Origin of the sequence: Flammeovirga pacifica (assembly GCF_000807855.2) — a bacterium.
In the GTDB taxonomy this organism is placed as follows: domain Bacteria; phylum Bacteroidota; class Bacteroidia; order Cytophagales; family Flammeovirgaceae; genus Flammeovirga; species Flammeovirga pacifica.
Window position 1 is genome coordinate 917849 of sequence record NZ_JRYR02000002.1, and the last position, 18890, is coordinate 936738.

General features: G+C 35.5%; 11 protein-coding genes. All 11 read right to left on the minus strand.

All coding sequences use genetic code 11. The annotated features are described in order from the left end of the window. Positions 1 to 66: 66 nt before the first annotated feature. The 11 genes from NH26_RS22675 to NH26_RS22725 all read right to left on the minus strand — a co-directional run bounded on the left by NH26_RS22675 (position 67) and on the right by NH26_RS22725 (position 18886). Positions 67 to 1497, minus strand: coding sequence for a hypothetical protein (locus NH26_RS22675; protein WP_044220488.1), 1431 nt, complete (start codon positions 1495 to 1497; stop codon positions 67 to 69). Between the two features lie 70 nt (positions 1498 to 1567). Continuing rightward, on the minus strand, positions 1568 to 2131 hold the full coding sequence (locus NH26_RS22680) for a Crp/Fnr family transcriptional regulator (protein ID WP_052431871.1): 564 nt from the start codon (positions 2129 to 2131) through the stop codon (positions 1568 to 1570). Between the two features lie 313 nt (positions 2132 to 2444). Continuing rightward, entirely contained in the window at positions 2445 to 7913 is a 5469-nt protein-coding gene (locus NH26_RS22685; RefSeq protein WP_084812333.1) for a PKD domain-containing protein, read from the minus strand. A 184-nt stretch (positions 7914 to 8097) separates the two neighbouring features. After that, entirely contained in the window at positions 8098 to 8511 is a 414-nt protein-coding gene (locus NH26_RS22690; RefSeq protein WP_044220483.1) for a helix-turn-helix domain-containing protein, read from the minus strand. A gap of 382 nt (positions 8512 to 8893) precedes the next feature. After that, positions 8894 to 9520, minus strand: coding sequence for a DUF4493 domain-containing protein (locus tag NH26_RS22695; protein WP_044220480.1), 627 nt, complete (start codon positions 9518 to 9520; stop codon positions 8894 to 8896). A 6-nt stretch (positions 9521 to 9526) separates the two neighbouring features. Further along, positions 9527 to 11212 carry a DUF4493 domain-containing protein gene (locus NH26_RS22700; protein ID WP_206780206.1) on the minus strand — a complete coding sequence of 562 codons (1686 nt, stop codon included), beginning with the start codon at positions 11210 to 11212 and terminating at the stop codon, positions 9527 to 9529. Between the two features lie 75 nt (positions 11213 to 11287). After that, the gene (locus NH26_RS22705) at positions 11288 to 13075 is read right to left on the minus strand and encodes an arylsulfatase (RefSeq protein WP_084812335.1); all 1788 of its coding nucleotides are present in this window, start codon (positions 13073 to 13075) and stop codon (positions 11288 to 11290) included. A 6-nt stretch (positions 13076 to 13081) separates the two neighbouring features. Then, positions 13082 to 14422, minus strand: coding sequence for a glycoside hydrolase 5 family protein (locus NH26_RS22710; RefSeq protein WP_044220473.1), 1341 nt, complete (start codon positions 14420 to 14422; stop codon positions 13082 to 13084). Between the two features lies 1 nt (position 14423). Beyond that, positions 14424 to 15632 carry an AGE family epimerase/isomerase gene (locus tag NH26_RS22715; RefSeq protein WP_044220470.1) on the minus strand — a complete coding sequence of 403 codons (1209 nt, stop codon included), beginning with the start codon at positions 15630 to 15632 and terminating at the stop codon, positions 14424 to 14426. A gap of 128 nt (positions 15633 to 15760) precedes the next feature. Then, the gene (locus NH26_RS22720; protein ID WP_317040996.1) at positions 15761 to 16969 is read right to left on the minus strand and encodes a glycoside hydrolase family 130 protein; all 1209 of its coding nucleotides are present in this window, start codon (positions 16967 to 16969) and stop codon (positions 15761 to 15763) included. 33 nt (positions 16970 to 17002) lie between these two features. Further along, on the minus strand, positions 17003 to 18886 hold the full coding sequence (locus NH26_RS22725; protein ID WP_044220469.1) for a sodium:solute symporter family protein: 1884 nt from the start codon (positions 18884 to 18886) through the stop codon (positions 17003 to 17005). Between the last annotated feature and the right edge of the window lie 4 nt (positions 18887 to 18890).

The following is an 18890-nucleotide window of genomic DNA, read 5'->3' on the forward strand; positions in this document are numbered from 1 at the left end:
ATTACTATAAATAAACAACATCAATAGTCTTTCATTAAGTAATTGATGTTGTTTATTTTATTAGTATTATTCAATAGTCATTTTAATGTCATTGATTTTCAAGGTTAACGTTCCTGATACATCAAGTTCTTGACTTTTACTATAATAATCTCCTTTACTCGGTATCATATCTTCATTATTATCAATAACACAAGTGATATAACATTTTCCTTCGTGCAAATAAGTCAAAGTGAACTCATTGTCCCTTTTATCAATCACTGGAAAAAGTAGAATATTATCCATTGCTTGCTGTTTGATATACCCGTATTCGGTGGCAAAATTTCCTTTTTTATCTGTTAAAGGAGTCCTTGATAAGTATACCTGAATATTTTTTCCTTTACTTAAATCTTTTCTTGAAAATTCCAGCTGAATGGAAGCAATATTTTGAATATCAGAAATTTGAATAGGATCTTCTGCTAATTTACCCAAAAGAGCGTAATTATAATCTTCACTTTCCATTAGATAACTTGCCGAAGTGATTACCGGGTATTCTTCTCCCCAATTTGGTAGAGGCATCCCATTAGGGAAACTTTTAACTATGTCTTTTTTAGGAAACCCATAAGACTTGGCTGCTTTTACTGCAAGGTCTGAATGCATTCTTTTACCCTCAAATTCTATATGCTTACTGGGTTCCTTTAAACCCATTTTACTGGTATAAGTAAGCATTTTCATTGAGTCATTTTTGAAAGATACTTCAACCCACATGATCTGTTTTCCTCCATAGGCATCTTCAAATACATACGTATCATCTTTCACCGATGTCAATACAAAATAACTTGTGCGATAAATTCCTCCTAAAATACCTCCATTGCGTAGCATAATTGTAGTTTTACCTTTATAATCTGCTACAAAAAAAGTATTGAAAAGGTTACCCATACTCCCACCTTCAAATAAACCATGTATTTGTGAACTATTAATCGCTCTAAAATCGAAGGCGAACCAAGGAATATCTTGCCCTAACAAAAATATTTTACCTACCCAATGACCTTGCATTTTTTCTAAAAACTCAAAACCATTATTATTTATATCTACTGCCTTTATATCAGGCACATTGAAAGCGTAATTATCCATATTTTTGATTGAATCTTCTTTTTCTTCCTTATTCTTAATTTCCAATTCAAAACCATTTTCAGCCCATTGTTGAATTGCCTTCCTTTCCTTTTCAGGCATCATACCATAAATAGGCATAGGATCGTTCGGGTCATTGATTCGTTTTAATACATCTTTGGTTTTCACCGCTTCGACCACCCGCTCATAATTCGTCAATAATAAATCTCCTGAAGGTCTTTTACCTGAATGGCACACAATACAATTATTTTTAATAATACGTTTTATAGTACCATTATAGGATATCACCTCTTCTGTGTTCACCTCTTTTCCTGATCCAGCTGTTTTGAATGCAGCAATAAATAAAAATAAACTAGCTAATAATGAGAGTGTAAATTTGTGATTGATCATACTATTTATTGATGTTATAATACAAAGGTGAAGAAGTAGTAAGAAAGATCTTTTGATCTATATCAAAAAATTATTTGCCCGCACGAATTCTACTTAATGTTTCTTGAGAAATGCCTAAAAACGAAGCAATATATCCTAATTTCACTCGAAGCTCTATTTTTGGAAAATATTCATCCAACATTATATATTTCTCTTTAGCGGATAAAAATGACCAACTCTTAGAAAAGTAATCCAACACTGCAGTCATCTCTTCTGAGAGTAACCTCGCGAAGTTTCCAAACGCTGGAAATTCATCAATCAGTAATTGATAATCTGAATAAGAAATTCGATACAAAGTACAATCTTCTAAACACTCTATATTTTCAAAACTTGGTTCTTGAGAATAAAAACTATACCATGAAGTAATCAATTGATCTTCTAAATAAAACCACGAACTTACTTGTTTTCCTTCGTGATAATAATAATTATGCAAAGCACCTTTTTCTATATAATATAAATATTTTGCCGTTTGATTAGCAGACAATAACTGTTCTGACTTTTTGGTGTCTATTCTAGTAAAATGTGTTTGGATTTTACTTTCTAATGATGGATTAATGGTTATTTTTTCAGTGATTTTCTTGAGCAGAAGGTGCATTTGAATAAGGTTTTGGTTGTATAACTAAGATATACATTTTGTTTTTGCTTAGCTATTATCAAACAGTGTTTTATTGGGTGACTTTCACCTAATCTATATTTTAGTAACTTATTTTAAGTTATCAAGAGGCAATACAACGTAACTATAATTTAGATTTTGATATGTTTTATTTCCCTTAAATGAAGAAAGGTTGCCTCAAATAATTGAGGACAACCTTTTCTTTTTTATATGTCTATTCAATCCTAAAAATGAAACCGTTTCTAATTAAAATCTCTAATACACTTCTGTTTCAGTAATAAAATTGATATACCCTTTATTTTACTATTAGTCTGACATTCTTCACACCGTTTACAGTTTTTACACGTACTATATAAATACCTGTACCCAATGCTCCAATCTGTACCGTAAGTTGATCTGAACTGATCAAGGCAACACCGTTAATGTCATAAATTGTCAATGAATCAAACCCTTCTGCATTCACCGTAAATGTTGTTGTTGCTGGATTCGGATAAATGGATATCGCATCAAGTGATGTCTCTGACAAAGTAGATACTTCTCTTGAATTAGATGGAATTGCTGCTTCAGTGCTGATATAATCAAAGTACATGTAACCCCAATGCTTACTAATTGTTAGCGTATTATTCCCTGCCACCACATCAACATCAATCGATTTTTCCAACCATGTATTTAATGGTCCATCAAAAAGAATACTACCCAAAGAATTTCCATTAATATTTACATATTGATTCTTATTGCCATGTGGTAAGAAGTATCCAATTTTGATTGTTTTAGTACCTGCTGTTACTGCATTGAAAGTCCAAGTAATTGATCCTTGTCCTTGCATGTAAACATAGCTTCCATTACTAGCATTAGGGTCAGTTTCTACAACTACATCCTCTAATGAGGCACTTTCAGCTTCTAACACACTTGTCTCTGAAATCGATTGCTCAATAATCACAGTCATCGTATCAGTAGCTGTTAATCCACCTGTATCTGTTACAACTAATGTAATCTCTTGTGTACCTACTGCTAATTCTACTGAAGCAGTTACACCAGAAGCAATTTCAATACCATCCAATACCCAACTATAAGATACTATAGGACCTTCAACATCACTACTTGCCGATCCATCGAGAAGAACTGATTCAAATCCATCAAGATCGTTATCAAACACCTGCTGATCTATACCTGCATTGGCTACTGGAGCCGTATTTGGATTATTACCTACAGTACCTGTACATACCGTGAGGTTTTTGAATGAATAAGCTACCTCTTCATCTGGTTGAGAAGCAAATGTCACATAAAATGCCAAATAAGCGTTACTTGAATTTTCTACGGCTGTAAAATCAACATTGTAAGTATTGAACCCCGTTTCAAATGGACCTGAAATAGAAATATCTGACTGTATCACATCAACAGGACCCTCTTGACCCCAAGAAGAGATCAATGCCGCATTTATTGAAGTGATTGCTGGAGTATTGGCTGTACTTAAATCAAATTCTACGGCTACTGTTTCTCCACTTGTGATTGTTAACGGTACTCCAGTCTGCATCAACCAAATATCAGTCTTACCCCACTTTCTATGATTCAAAACTAATGATCCTCCTGCATTTGATAAATTAGAGCCATTGTTTTGATCTGACCACTCATTCCCTAGTGTCCAATCAGTGGCAAGTGGTGTCCCTTTAGAAATACATCCTGCTGGTAAAATTTTAATATTCACCTCATCTGAACTACTTATTCCAAGATCATTTGTGACAGTTAATGTAATCTGATGGGTACCAACGCCTAGAATTGCGCTTGCTGAAACACCTGAAGCAATAGATGTCCCATTTTCACTCCACTCATAAGATACAATGGTCTGTTCTGAGTCTGAGGAAGCTGAAGCATCAAATGTAATTGTCTCCACTCCATTTCCATCATTATCATTTAAGAATTGATCCATTCCCGCATTTGCAGAAATAGACTTTGGTAGATCTCCATACACTTCAAATTCATAAATTGAATGACCCCACTCAAGTGCTCTCTTAAGTCCAAACATTCTAATATGTCTTGTATTTACAGCAGGAAAAGTAATGATATCTTCTCCTCCGACACCTGCATTATTAGTATACACAGTAGTCCAAGACAAACCATCTTGAGATACTTGTATCTCGTATTGAGAACTATACGATCCTTCCCAGAACAATCTAACTTCATTGACAGAATACTCTTGATCAAATGCAACGGCAATCCAACTTGGATCTTCGTACAAACTTGACCATCTCGTTAATTGATCACCATCATTTACGCTTTCGGCTTTGTTCGGTCCTTCTTCGAAAGATGAAGCAGATACAGGTTGATAGAGTGCTAAATTACCTGTTCCGGCTTCATTTACACTTACGATAAAATCATATGAATTGGATGCTGCTGGATCTCCAGAATCTGTTGCTGTAACTGTGACCGTTACTTCCCCTGTTTTTCCGTCAGCAAATGCGAGTGAAAGTTGTCCTGCGTTCACTGATGGTATCACTACATTCGCAGGGGAAGTCAAAACTGAATAATTTAAAGGTGTACCTTCAGGATCAGTAAACACTGTCGATAAATCTACATAGTTATACAAAGATTCAGCATTTTTATCTACTCTTAAGCTTGGAATGGCACCTATAATTGTGGGTCTAATATTACGATTCGGGTCGATAGCAATATCAGGATAACCATCTAGTGTTGCTACTCCTGCAAGCATTGCATCTCTATGGATTTCATCCGTATTATCTCCGTCATCATAGGTTCTATATTGCCATCCCCATGCACCTGCATAGCCATTGTTGTACAAAATTGTAAACAAATCTTCTTCGGCTACAGGACCAGGTTGGTCTTCTACATAAAATTCTCCAATTACTAAAGGCTTGTCCAATCCCCAATGAGATGCAGGATGTACAAATGGAGAATAAGAAGTCCCTGCCCAACTGTAATAATGTACTTGATAATAATCTAAGGTTCCTTCTATATCACCTCCGGCTGCGATTAACTCTTCATCTGAGTAATAGTTCTTTTCTACACCAGAGAAAATATCTGAATTTGCTTTAAACGACCATGCACCATTCGTTACTTTTGCTGAAGGATCTTCTCTATGGATGGCTCCAGAAAGTCTATTGATAAATCTTTGGATGGTTAACATAGAAACATGATCTGTAAAGTCCCAACCAAATTCGTTACTCATGCCTTCTGGCTCGTTAAAAATCTCCCATGATAGTAAGGCTTCATGATCTTTTAATCCATTGACCATTGGTATCAAAGCATTGTTGATGTAAGCATCAATATTGTTTTCTTCTTCCAATAATTTTCGTGCTCTTTGAGATACTTCAATAGGGTAATCTCTCGTATTCAACATATCAAATGACCAAAGACATAGATTCAATACCACATTGTGATCGTATGCAATGTCTAATACATCTCTCAAATCTTGAATCATTGATGGCTCAAGACCAGAAGTATATCCATTGGCATCTAATTCAGGGTTATTGGCTCCATTGATGTGAACCCAAAGTCGCATAGAATTACCACCTCTTGAGGCGAAATCAGAAATAGCCTGTTCGTAGTAAGCTAAATTGGTTGTCTTTTCGCCAAAGTCATTGGCGAAATTATACCATGCTAAATTACCTCCAGACAAGAAAATAGATTGATTACCTACAAGAATTCTATCCATTCTATTTTCATTAAATGGATCAACTATAACTGTTGTCTCCGTAGTTCCTGTTGCTCCTTTGTCATCTGTCACTTTTAATATTACAGTATGTGTTCCTACTGTAAATTCTTCCGTGATTGACACACCATTCCCAATCTCAATTCCGTTAATAGACCAAATATATGATACTATTACACCATCGTCTGTACTTTCTGATGCATCCAAAGTAACTAATTCTACACCGTTATTATCAGTATCTGTCACTCTTGAAGAGGTACTTTTAGCCATTGGATTTTGATTAGCTAATGGATCACTTACAACGATGTTGACTTCATCAGTATCCGTATTTCCATCGGCATCACCCACAGCTAAAGTAAAAATATAAGTACCTATGGCAAGGTCTAAAGAATCAATTGCTTTTGATGATACAACACCATTAGCATCCGACCAAGAATAAGAAGTTACAGCTACATCGTCTGTACTTGCACTACCATCTAATGTAATGGTAGCAAAACCATTTCCATCTTCATCAATTACAATCTGATCCCTACCTGCTTTTGCTACAGGTACATCAATTGGAGCATCAAAAGGAGGAAATAATGTAGCAGGTGCTCCGTCGTGTGAACTCCAGTAGGCTGATAATGCCTCTGCTGCAGGTGCATTGTACCATTCTGAATGTTCATTTATACCGATGACATCATAAGGCGCTCCACCAAACCATAATAAGAAAGAGTTGAATTTAGTTCCAGAATCATCCGCAACATATTTCACAATCCCATCAATAGCGATGGCGGCATCAGCCTTTTGCTCAGTATTATTTAAAATATACTCACCTGCGCCCGCTTCAAGCCAAGCATCGGAATCCCAAACATTGGGTGCTGCTAAGCCTCTCCAACCCATGCCGTATTCACCTATGTGAAGTATTGGAATATCCTCCGGAGCAATACCAAGAGCGCCAATCAATACCTCATTAATGAAATTATTTTCATGCCATAATAACGCTTGTTTCACCTGTTCAGGAGTTGTCGTTGCTCCTTCTTGTGCGAAAATATCAAGAGGCATATATTGAGAAATAGTCACTTCATCCAATCCAGCAATATACTGTCCAATGGCTGCTCTATCCTCATCAGTTACTCCTGCTCTGTCTAAAAATTGTCCTTCAGGATTTAACTGCTGATTTGGTTCAATTCTCTCGAAAAAATCTTGGTGTTCAGGTATACTCAATAATAATTCAATATGATGACAGAAGTTGTGACTTAGCGTAATATGAGGTGCAACATCACTGTAAGTGGTAGCCAATAAACTTTCTACTTCATTTCTTAGAGCAATCCATTCATTGGGATAATTGAGCATGGCATCCATCAATTCTGCTCCCAAGTCATATCTGATTGGCATTGTTGGTGCTCCTTCCTCTCTGATTGCCTCTGCTAACATTTGAAGACCAGGTAAGATCACCAACTCACGGTAACCTATTGTGGGGTTCGTTGGATCAAATTGATCGAACTTACCTCTCCAATCTTGACCACCCGGAATGGTATTCCAGTTGTCTCGTGTAGAACCCATAGGCATTGCATACTTGATAGGGTCAATATGCGGTCTATAATTGATATAGTAATCTCTCTTAAGTAATTCCTTAATGACTGATTTTTGCAAAGAAATACTTGGTGTTTTCTCTGCGCCTTGCCACTCTGTTAGTATTCCTTCTTCATAGGTATTTACAAAATAAGTTGGATTGATAGAAACATAATCTATGCCCCAGCTATCCATATTATCTATGTATGTGGCATAATTACTAAAATGAGATACATCCCATGAAGTCCATAAAATACCAATCTTGTTGGCTTCTTGACTTGGTTGAGGTGGATCTACTTCATTGTCTCCTCCGTTATCTTCTTCGCCCCCTGAACCATCAGGCACACATTTATAATTGGGCCATCCATCGCAGACAAAACCAGGTGGACAGTGATCGTTAGAAGAACAGCTAATTTCAGATGAATTAGTGTTCGGATTGTTGTTGTTTTGTGCAAGCACCATTGAGGCACTTAGACTGTAAATTGAAATGGTCATAGCCAACCACTTCATGATGCATCGCATCAGTTTCACTTCAGTTTTCATAGTAAAAAATATTAGTAATAATTCATTGTAAAAGTCTGAAGTTAAGAACAGTGCAGAGTGTATTTTTTTAAGGATTCACCCTGATTTTAAAAAATTACACTTAAAAAAAATAGAGCTACATAAATTATGTAACCCTATTTGAAATGAAATGATTATTAACTGTTTAGTCACTGTACTATTTCATCTATTTGTTCATTTTTAAATATCTATTTCTGTACTGAGTTGGGGTTGTACTATATTCTTTTCTAAACGACTTACTAAAATATTTTGGATCAGAATAACCGACTTGATAGGCTATTTCTGATATGTTATAAGAAGATGATTCCAATAAACCTCTTGCTTTCTTTAGCCTTTCCTTTTTTATAAATTCTACTACTGTAGCTCCCTTTTCTTTTTTGAAAATACTTAGAAGAATAGGTCTACTCACTCCTATTTCTTTTTCGATTTCTGATACACTTAAAGTCGGGTCTGATAATTTCTGGAAGATCAAATCATTTACTTTATTAATGAGTCCATGATCATCACTTAATCTTCTTTTGCCCTGCTCCGTTGACTTTTCTCCTTCTTTAGGAACATTGATTTTAAATTGAAAGATCATCAATAAGAGTACTAACAAAACTATGAGAATCAACAACAAATAATAATTGCCATTTGAACTCAGTGTGATAGATATTTGATTCAATTTTAATGTTCCGACGAAAATACTTAAGAAAAAGAGTGAGATAGTTAGTAATAAATAAGGATGGTTTATAGATTTTGATTTAGCTAGTAATTTTCTTTTCATACTTTAAAATTTATTAGTGAGTAGTCATACATAATGAATATATTATGTGTGACTTATTTAGTTAGTTGAATAACACTCGACTACTACATTCGAGCATTTATTTAGTCATAAAAGAGGCTATCTGATGTTATCGATAAACGAAATTTATAGATAGCCTCATATCTAGGAGTTGATATGCGATCTCATCTCCAAAAAGTTAGTAAGATATATTGACCGTATATTCTGTTTGTTCTTCCAATCCAGAAAGTATTTGTTTCCCTTTGATAATACTTCCATCCATTTGTTCAATGACTGTTTCGATCAATAAAGCTGATCTTTCCACAAAAACAGTATTGGATGTAGTTGCATCTACCGTAATATCAGCATGAGCTGTAGCCGCTGTTGCCGAATACGATTTTGAATTATTGATTATATCACTATCAAAGTTCACATTTAATTTCAAGTGCTTTAATGCACAAGTGATGTTCACCGAAGTCTCTTTCCCACTCTCGATTGTACAACTTTCTTCCCCGTAATAGTAAGGTGCATCAAAAGTAACATATGGCATTTCTGAAGCACTAAAAGCTTTTACAGTATATTCTCCCACAGCCAATGGTATTGATGTTGGTGCTTCTGAAATTTTATCAAAAGACAAAATCACCTTACCTTCGGCATTTTCGATACTCAAACCATAATTATTGATATCTTCTTGAAGTCTTCCGTTAGATCCAAAAACTAATTGCAAGTTACCTTTAGAAACACGCTCTTCATTTTGAGTAGTTTGACAACTGAATATCAGACTACTGATTAAAAAAGCAAGGATATATTGTTTATATTTCATCATGATTTCTTAGTTGATTACTGATACTTTTTTTGCTGTATTTGCCAATCCATTTACATCGTTCACAATTCCCTTTCCCCAGTCGGAAAGTGTGTTTCCTTCCCAATCATTTGATAAATCCAAATAGTCTACACCTCCAGAATTACCTTTCCAAGACCATGCATACCAACCTAATCCAAGACGTTCACATTCTGATAAAATATGAGTGTAAGGAATCTGTATCGGATTATCTGCAGTACCACCATGTTGAAAACCAAATTCGCCAACTATAAGAGGTAATTTCATCTCAACAGCTTTCTCTAGGTTCGTTGTGATTGTACTTTCGTTTCTATAATTCTCGTACATGTGAACAGAGAATAAAATGTTTTTCTGAGGGTCTGCATCAATAATTTCTTGACCATAATCAAAAATTGGTGTCATGTCTTGTCCCCAACCGCTACCATCAATCACGATAGTGTGTTTCAATCCTGCATTTCTCAGCATAATTACAGCTTCTTTATAAGCATCTCTATACACTGTATTTTTACCGCTCCACTCGTTCGCTATATTTATCAAAAGAATACTTTCAAATTCTTTCATTACCGATAGAATATCCGGACGAACATAAAAAGCAGCTGTTTTAAGTAGATCTTCTTTACTCTCATTACCTGTTACATCATGTAATTCAATCATAGGTACCAAACCTTTTGAAATAGCTTCGTTAAACATGTTTCTTAGCTGATCTGCTTCTTCCACATTGTTCCAAGATTCTTTATTGTAGTTGGTCTGCCAAACCATTCTCACAGAATTTGAATGATAAGCCGCTATTGGTGAAAGTGCGTTAAAAGCCCATAGACGATTACCACTATCAAACCAAAAATGTGCATTATTCACACCTCTTGGGTGAAATTCCATTCCATTGGCATCGTACAACTTACCCTCTTTAGTAAAGAATCCGATAGATGTATTGTAATCAGGTCTTGCTTCACCTTCAATTGGAGTAACAATAATATCATGATTCCCTCCATCCACTAAGGTTTCATCTACGTCAATAACAATTTTCCCAGTTCCTTGGTCAATATCAATGGTTATCTTATAGTGAGTTTGTGGTTGAATATTTTCTATCAAAAACGATGTGATTTTTTGATCTACCCCTGTTCCTATAGTTGCTGATACATTGAGGTCGCCTGAAGATCTATAATATCCGGCTTTCGTTTCCTCTTTATCAAATAGCAATTCTCCTATATTGGATTTTACTACGGTAGCATACGTCGAAAATTGATTTTTGATTAAATCAGAATAATCAACCGTCACTTTTGTATTCTGAAGTAAACATTCTAATGCAATAGAAGTTGTCTGTTCCTTCTGAATTGCAAATTCTGCAGAAGTTCCCCCATATTGAGGTGCCTCAAAAGCTACCAAGCTAGTTGAAGTACTAACGGCAACTGCTTTATACACTCCAGCATCCAATTCAATACTTTCAGGAACTTCATTTATTGAATTATAGCTAACAACCGTTTGCCCTTCTGCATTTACAATATTTATTTTCACATCTGCAGTTGACATACTACGTGAATTGGATACCTCGTCTACTGCCTCATTGATATCTACTGATAAGGATAAATTTCCCATACCTCCTTCTTCTGACTCTAATGGAGTATCGTTAGAAGAACATCCTGTTAGCCATAGTAACAGAAGTAATGCGTTAGTAATCATTCTAAATTTCATAGTCAATTAAAAAGTTAACGTTGTTTCAGATAGAGGATTTTGAACCTCTTTAGTTCTTTTTCTTTATAGAGCTTTTCTATTTTTTGTCTCTATTTCTTTAAGCTCTAATATTCCTTTTCCTTGTTTTTTAATCACCAAAGTTGCCTTTGTATTTTGTGATTTTGGTAATGATATCTCTCCTAATACCAATGTCTTCCAAGTTTGTTCCTTGGCTTCCTGTTCACGCATCACTCGATCTGGAGTAGGCAGTGTTACAGGAATAAAATCTTTTGTAATTTTTTTATGGATAGTTTGATCACCTACTTTAAATTCTAATTCAGTGCCAACTATATCTTTACCTGCATATTTTAATGATAATTCAAAGGTAGAAGCATTCACAACTTCGATAGGCCAACTGATGTATCCATCTGATTTTACTTGATACCAATCATGTGCCCAACCGTTTTGATTGGCCTTAAAATGTAATCCACCTTTTCCGCTACTTTCGTGTGCTGCTAAGACTACTTTAGGACTTTCATTATAGCCTAACGGAATTTTCAAATCAGAAAATCCCTCTGAAGTCACATCGGTATACCAATTTTGAAAAGCATTTCTCAACTCTCCTGTTTTTTCTGGTAACTGTTCTACAAGGTTTTCTTTTTCTGATGGATCATTACTCAAATCGAACAACCCTTCTTCACCGAACTCTGTTGTAAACCTATATGTCCCTTGGCGCACTGCACCACGTTCTGCCGTGATCTCAAATCCCGTCATATGAGTATATAAATTTCTTTCTTCTGTATCTTTTCGATCACCTTTTAGATAATCACTTAAATCTACACCATCAAATGCAATGGATTTATTGTACTCTATTCCTGCCAAACTCATTAAGGTAGGCATTAAATCTATATGTGCTGTTATCGCCTCTTTTTTGCTTGATGGAATATTTCCTTTCCATTGTATAGCACATGGAACTAAAGTACCACCCTCATGAACTGATGTTTTCCCTCCCCTTAATAGGCCATTATAACGTGCCCCTTGTGGGCCATTATCCGATAGAAAAACAACAATGGTATTCTCTTCTAATTTTAGCTCCTTCAGATGTTGAAGAATTCTGCCTAAATTATCATCAATATTCTCGCACATACCGTAAATAGTTGCGATCTTTTTGTTTTGTTTTTCATCGTATCCAAAATCTAAATCTTTGTATTTATCAAAGTATTGATCTGGAACTTGATAAGGTGTGTGAGGTGCATTAAAAGGAACGAATGCAAAGAACGGTTGATCTTTATTTTCATCAATAAAAGATAAAGTTGCTTCTGTCAATACATCGGTAATGTATCCTTTCGTAGAAACCATCTCTCCATTCGATTCTAATTGAGTATCGAAATAATTACTCCAATGCCCAGAGGTAAAACCTAAGAAAGTATCAAAACCTTGACCTTGCGGATTCTCAGGATAATGTGCTCCATTGTGCCATTTCCCAAAGCACCCAGTAGCATAACCGGCTTCTTTAAAAACCTCTGCCATCGTAATTTCTTCGGTACGCATATTTTCTCTTCCCCTTGTCACAAAAGAAACTCCTGTTCTTAAATGATACCGACCTGTGAGGACACTTGCTCTTGTAGGTGCACAGACAGGACTAACATAAAAACGATTAAGCACTGCACTTTGCTCCGTCATTTTATCAAAATGAGGCGTTGATAAATACTCGTTGCCTGTGTAAGAAAAATCACCCCAACCTTGATCATCTGTAAGGATGACAATAACATTAGGAGGTCTAGAGGCTTGCTCTTGTACCACACTAGATGTACAAGAAGCAAACATCAGACTACACACAACAAATAAAATATTTGAATGAATTCTTTTCATAACGATTTACTTTTCAACGTTATCAGCTACAATTTTTGTAGATAGGCTTTGCATCTTTTTCGCATAATCACCTATCACCTTAATAGTAGATGCATCTTTGTCGTAAACTCCATACCATCCCTGTGGTTCATGTGGTGGATCTCCTAAAAAATCGTCTCCTTTTTGCCAAAACTCTTTTGGTGCTCTCGGTCTACCTTCTCCAGAATAAGCCCAGAAATTCATACCGTAAATAGGTGCTCCCGATTTGCCTAATTCATATACAGATTGAAAGACAAAAGTATAGTATTTATCACGCCATGAAGTAGTTGCAACTGGAGAGTAATCATCATTATCTCTAGCAATACCAAATTCTTCTAATACAGATGGTTTCCCAAGTCTTTTAGCGTCGTTGACATGCTTGGTTAAATACTCTGTTACTTTTTGCTGAGTCTCCTCAAATTTCTCTTCAGGATGTGCAGGATCATACCATCCCCAGTTCTGTGCCCAAATATGAATGGTCACATAATCAATATCTTTCACATCATTGTCTTTTAAAGTATTGATACCTGCATTGGGTCCTGGTGAATCTCCTTCAGCACCTAAAGAAACTAAATGATTGGGATCCAAAGATTTAATTAACCCTGCCGTCTGTTTAATCCATTTATGGTAAGCATCTACCTCACTATATCCTCTTGGTTCATTACTTAATTGCCAAGCCATGATGGTCGCGTCCTCAGTGTATTTTATTTTATTGATACTGTTTGTTCTATTTATCAGTACTTTAAGATGATTCTCAAACATTTTTGAGGCCTTTTCATCTGCGTAAAACTGTTTTGAATAGTTCGTGAAAGTATTGTAGTCTTTTGAAATTTGAGGATAAGGCACTTCTCCTTTTCCAGCCCATTGTAAATACTGAGGCATTCCTCCGGACCATGTCCAAAAATTGTTCAAAACCATCACTGCTTTCATGTCTCTTTTCTTCATTTCATCGAGAAGAAAATCTAAGCCTACAAATACTTCTTCGTTGTATTTTCCGGGTGATGGTTGTAATGTTGGGTGAACTTGAAATTGTTGATTTTCATCTCCTTCCGAAGAAGCTAAAATTCTAAGATTGGTGATTCCCATTTCTTGCATTTGATCAAGTTCTTTCATCAAACGAATGCGATCTCCCCCTTTTTCCATACCGATATTCATCCCATACCAATAGTTTGCTCCCATAAAGTAATAGGGTTGATTATCTAGCATCAGACGATCATTTTCAACCGTCACAAATCCTGATGATGTTGTTGTTTTTCCTTCTTGCATTGATTTCATACAAGACGAAAATAAGAGAACAATTAGTCCAAAAAGTAAGTTAATTCTATTCATTTTATATTGATGTTTTTGCTAATTTTTCAAATCGTTTTATTCCTTCAATACATGCTCTTCCGTTATGATAAGGTGCTTTCCACGGTCCTACTTTATCTTCTTCTAAATTAGGTTGATTGTTTTCATCAACTCTCCACCACCATTCTCCATATTCTGTATTGACAATATGAGCTAAAGTATATTCCCAGAGGCGTATGGCTACATTTAAATATTTTTCATCCTCTGTATTTTCGTAGGAATTGATAAAACCAACCATTGCTTCTACTTGTGGCCACCAATGACGATCGGTATCTGTTATTCCATCAGGGTTCCCTTCATTTACGATAGCTCCATCTGCTGCAATACCTTCTTTTAAGGTTACATCTGCAATTTTATTGGCCACTGCTTTCACTTCATTTAGCAAGTTTTCTTTCCCTAAAGCTTCGGCTCCAGCCTGAATTAACCATGCTCCTTCAATATCGTGACCATAACTAATTTCATCCGATTTTAATTGCCAATTTTCATCAAAAAACAGTTTGAAATGATATGTGTTTTTATCGAGAATTTGATGTAGAAACAATTGAATCAAGTTCTCCAATTGTTGTCCTACCTTTTCGTCTTTAGAGACTGTATAAAGTGTTGTGTATGCTTCTAGAATATGTAAATGTGTATTATTGGTCTTCTTTTCATTTTTGTCCTTATCACTTAACCTTAAATCTTCTAGAAGGACCCAATCTTTTGAATAGGCTTCAAAATAGCCGTTTAACTCTTTATCGAAGGCATTTTGCTCGATCTTATCAAAAATATCAAGTGCTACTTTTATTGGAGAATCGATTCCTTTTGCTATCGCATATTCTGAAAAAGCATAAATCACAAAAGCATTAGCGTATATCTGCTTTTTACTATCTACCACTTCACCTTTATAATCAAGCATCCAAAATACCCCACCTTTTTCCTTATCAATAAAATGATCGAGTATATATTGATAGGCATGATCACATATTTCTAAATACTTTTCTTCTTTTAATTGATTATAAGCTGCAGCGAAAGTCCAAAGGATTCTTGCATGAAGAATTGCTCCTTTATCGGCCTTTTCTATAACTTGATTATCGTAGGTAATCTGTCCGTAAAATCCTCCATTTTTATGATCAACGGTGTTATTCATCCAATAAGCAAGTATACCTTCTTGGAGTTCTTTGGTAAGCGATATGTTAAATGAATTGATATCCATAAGAATTGGTGATGATGCACTATTTTCACAGCTTAAATTGTGAAGAGTGGTTTGATGATTTTATTCGATGTGCTAACCCACGACTATTATCGTGGGTTAGTAAGTAATTTTTAATGAAGACAATTTCTCTAAACCGTCTGCCTATTTGGAATCATCAAACCTAATTCTTCCATCATTTTTTCATTTTTGTCAACCATTTGATGTATAGACTCTACTGAAGCTACAGATCTGTATTCATCTTCTGGAGTATTTTTACAATAATCTACTAACTGATCAATAGTAGATGTTGCTACATGCATTCTTGTATCAGAAGAGGCATAATAAATTTTCACTTCTCCATTGTCATCTGCGATCCAACCATTGGCAAAGGCTACGTTAGAAACATCGCCAATTCTCTCCTCATTTAATGGTGCAATAAAATGTCCTGCTGGTCGATGAGTCACTTTTGTTGGGTCTTCTAAAGAAGTCATAAACATGTATAGTACATATCTTAAACCTGCTGCCGTGTTTCTTACGCCATGCGCCAAATGTAACCATCCTTCTGATGTTTTAATGGGTGCAGGACCTTGTCCATTTTTCACTTCTTTTATCGTGTGGTAAATCTTAGGCTCTATCACAACTTCTTGCTTCACCTCAGCACGTTCCATAGAATCAGTCAATCCCCATGCAATTCCACCACCAGAACCTGTGTCGATAAAACCATCTTGAGGTCTAGTATATAAAGCATATTTCCCATCTACAAACTCAGGATGCAAGACCACATTTCTTTGTTGACCAGAATATGAAATCAAATCTGGTAATCTCTCAAAATTCACCAAGTCTTTTGTTCTTACAATTCCTGCAGCGGCCACAGCAGACGATGTGTCACTTTCTGGAGTATTTGGGTCTTTTCTTTCTGTACAAAAGATCCCATAAATCCATCCATCTTCATGAGCGGTAAGTCGCATATCGTATACATTTGTATCCGGTTGTTCTGTTTCTGGCATGAGTACAGGCTTATCCCAGAATCTAAAATTATCGATACCGTTATCACTTTCAGCTACTGCAAAAAATGATTTTCTATCAGCTCCTTCAACCCTTACCATCAATACATATTTCCCATCAAACTTAATGGCTCCTGCATTAAAGGTAGCATTCATTCCTATTCTTTCTTGAAGTAAAGGATTACTCTCTTCGTTAAAATCAAATCTCCAATATAGTGGGGTATGTGCCGCCGTTAAAATCGGATTTTTGTATTTAGTAAAAATACCGTTGTATGCTTCAGAAGGTTGATTTTTCTGAGATAACAAGACTTCTTGTTCTTTAATTAAGCTGGTTAATTTTTCTTTGAAATTCATGATCTTATCTTTTAAGTGTTTACACACTATTTTTTAATTTGATGTTGCTAATTCTTCTTGATCTACTACTTCTGGTACTTTTGGTGGCTCTTCAGGAAGTTTATCGTACCAATTCTTTTTCAGAATTAAAGTGGTAATGATCAAAATAGCAGCTGTAGAAACAATGCCTAATTCTTCTCTGATGACGATATACAATGGAAGTAATGTTAACATAGATTGCCATACTATTCCTATGACCACATTAAACATGTCCTTTTTAAATTCTTTATTGCCTTCGAAAGTTGGGTCTACTGCCATTACTTTCTTTTTGATTGGTCCCCAGAAGCCCCAAGGTTTTACAGTTTTATAAAACTTCATTAAAGTCTTTTCTTCTGTAGCTGGAGTCAATAGAGTGCCTCCTACTGCACCAATTAATGATACTAGGAATAATAATGGGAAGTAGTATAATTCTAATGTTTGCTTAAAGACTAATGGGAAAATCATTGATGCGGCAATACCTGCAGCCATTCCCCAGAAAAATCCATGGCCATTAAATCTCCACCAATGCCATTTTAAGAAGTTTGCTGCGATATATCCTCCGTATAATGCGGATACGATCCATTGTAAAATTGAATTTATATCTTCAACAAATAATCCGATAATCGTACTAATTACTACAACAGAAGCTGATATGATATAACTCGCTCTCATTTGCAGCTTACCACTAGCTTTAGGATTGATATATCTTAAGTAAATATCGTTGACTAGATAGGCTGGAGCTGCATTAACAGTAGAAGCAAATGTTGACATAAAAGCGGCCAATAAACCTGCTAATAGAAGTCCCATTAAACCTGTAGGTACAAATTCTTTGATAGCCATTGGTAAGATATTTTCAAAATCAAATCCTGATCCTGCTTGGTTAATATCTCCACTAAAATAAACTACTGCTAGAATAGTAAATCCACCGATCATCAAATACCTAGGTAGAAACATGACTGCCGAGACGAAACCACTCATTTTTGCTGCTTCTTTTGGTGATTTTGTCGATAAGATTTTTTGCATATCAAAATTAGGTGCTGGTCCTGCCATTGAAGCAAAAAATCCTTTAAAGAGCATCATCATAAAAAAGATAGAGAATGGAGAAAATCCATCGTTGGAAATTTTATCGTTAACTGATGGAATATAAGCGGTCCAATCCATACTTAAATCGTAACTGAATAAAGGAGAATCCCATCCTTCAGGAACCATTGCCATAAGAGTTTCAGAATCCACTTGAGTCATGGCAATTCCTGCAATTACAACAGCAGAAACTGTCATGATCCCAAATTGGATAACATCTGTCCACACAATAGAAAGCATACCTCCCATTACTACATAAAATGTAGCAATAGTTGTAAATAATATACCGTAAGCGTAAGGAACATGCTCTGGCGATAAATCGAATGGCATGTATTCTCCTACATAAGACCAAGGGATAAATATTTCAATAAATTTCCCGATACCGATAAATCCGTATGATAGAAAACCTAAGCAACTCAAGATGGCAAAAAAGACAACAACCATATGAGATAATTTCCCTCCTGTTCCATCTCCAAATCTTGTTCTAATCCATTCAGCACCTGTAAGAACATTTGATCTTCTTAACCATACCGAAAGATATATCATAAGAAATATTTGATTAAAAGCAGGCCATAGCCAGGGAATCCAAACACTTTTAAGTCCGTAAACAAAACATAGATACACCATCCACATCGTGCCCGAAATATCAAACATTCCAGAGGCATTGGATAACCCTAACATGTACCAAGGTAAAGAGTTGCCTCCTAAGAAGTAGGATTCCATATTCTTAGAAGCCTGCTTTTTTAAATATATACCAATCACTACTGTCGATAGTAAATAAAGACCAATAATGATGAGATCTAATAATTTTAATTGCATAATG

What these genes read in the sequence shown, in the direction of transcription:
- NH26_RS22675 (WP_044220488.1), bottom strand. Translation starts at nt 1,497, where the DNA reads ATGATCAATCACAAATTTACACTCTCATTATTAGCTAGTTTATTTTTA.
- NH26_RS22680 (WP_052431871.1), bottom strand. Translation starts at nt 2,131, where the DNA reads ATGCACCTTCTGCTCAAGAAAATCACTGAAAAAATAACCATTAATCCA.
- NH26_RS22685 (WP_084812333.1), bottom strand. Translation starts at nt 7,913, where the DNA reads ATGAAAACTGAAGTGAAACTGATGCGATGCATCATGAAGTGGTTGGCT.
- NH26_RS22690 (WP_044220483.1), bottom strand. Translation starts at nt 8,511, where the DNA reads ATGATCTTTCAATTTAAAATCAATGTTCCTAAAGAAGGAGAAAAGTCA.
- NH26_RS22695 (WP_044220480.1), bottom strand. Translation starts at nt 9,520, where the DNA reads ATGATGAAATATAAACAATATATCCTTGCTTTTTTAATCAGTAGTCTG.
- NH26_RS22700 (WP_206780206.1), bottom strand. Translation starts at nt 11,212, where the DNA reads ATGATTACTAACGCATTACTTCTGTTACTATGGCTAACAGGATGTTCT.
- NH26_RS22705 (WP_084812335.1), bottom strand. Translation starts at nt 13,075, where the DNA reads ATGAAAAGAATTCATTCAAATATTTTATTTGTTGTGTGTAGTCTGATG.
- NH26_RS22710 (WP_044220473.1), bottom strand. Translation starts at nt 14,422, where the DNA reads ATGAATAGAATTAACTTACTTTTTGGACTAATTGTTCTCTTATTTTCG.
- NH26_RS22715 (WP_044220470.1), bottom strand. Translation starts at nt 15,632, where the DNA reads ATGGATATCAATTCATTTAACATATCGCTTACCAAAGAACTCCAAGAA.
- NH26_RS22720 (WP_317040996.1), bottom strand. Translation starts at nt 16,969, where the DNA reads ATGAATTTCAAAGAAAAATTAACCAGCTTAATTAAAGAACAAGAAGTC.
- NH26_RS22725 (WP_044220469.1), bottom strand. Translation starts at nt 18,886, where the DNA reads ATGCAATTAAAATTATTAGATCTCATCATTATTGGTCTTTATTTACTA.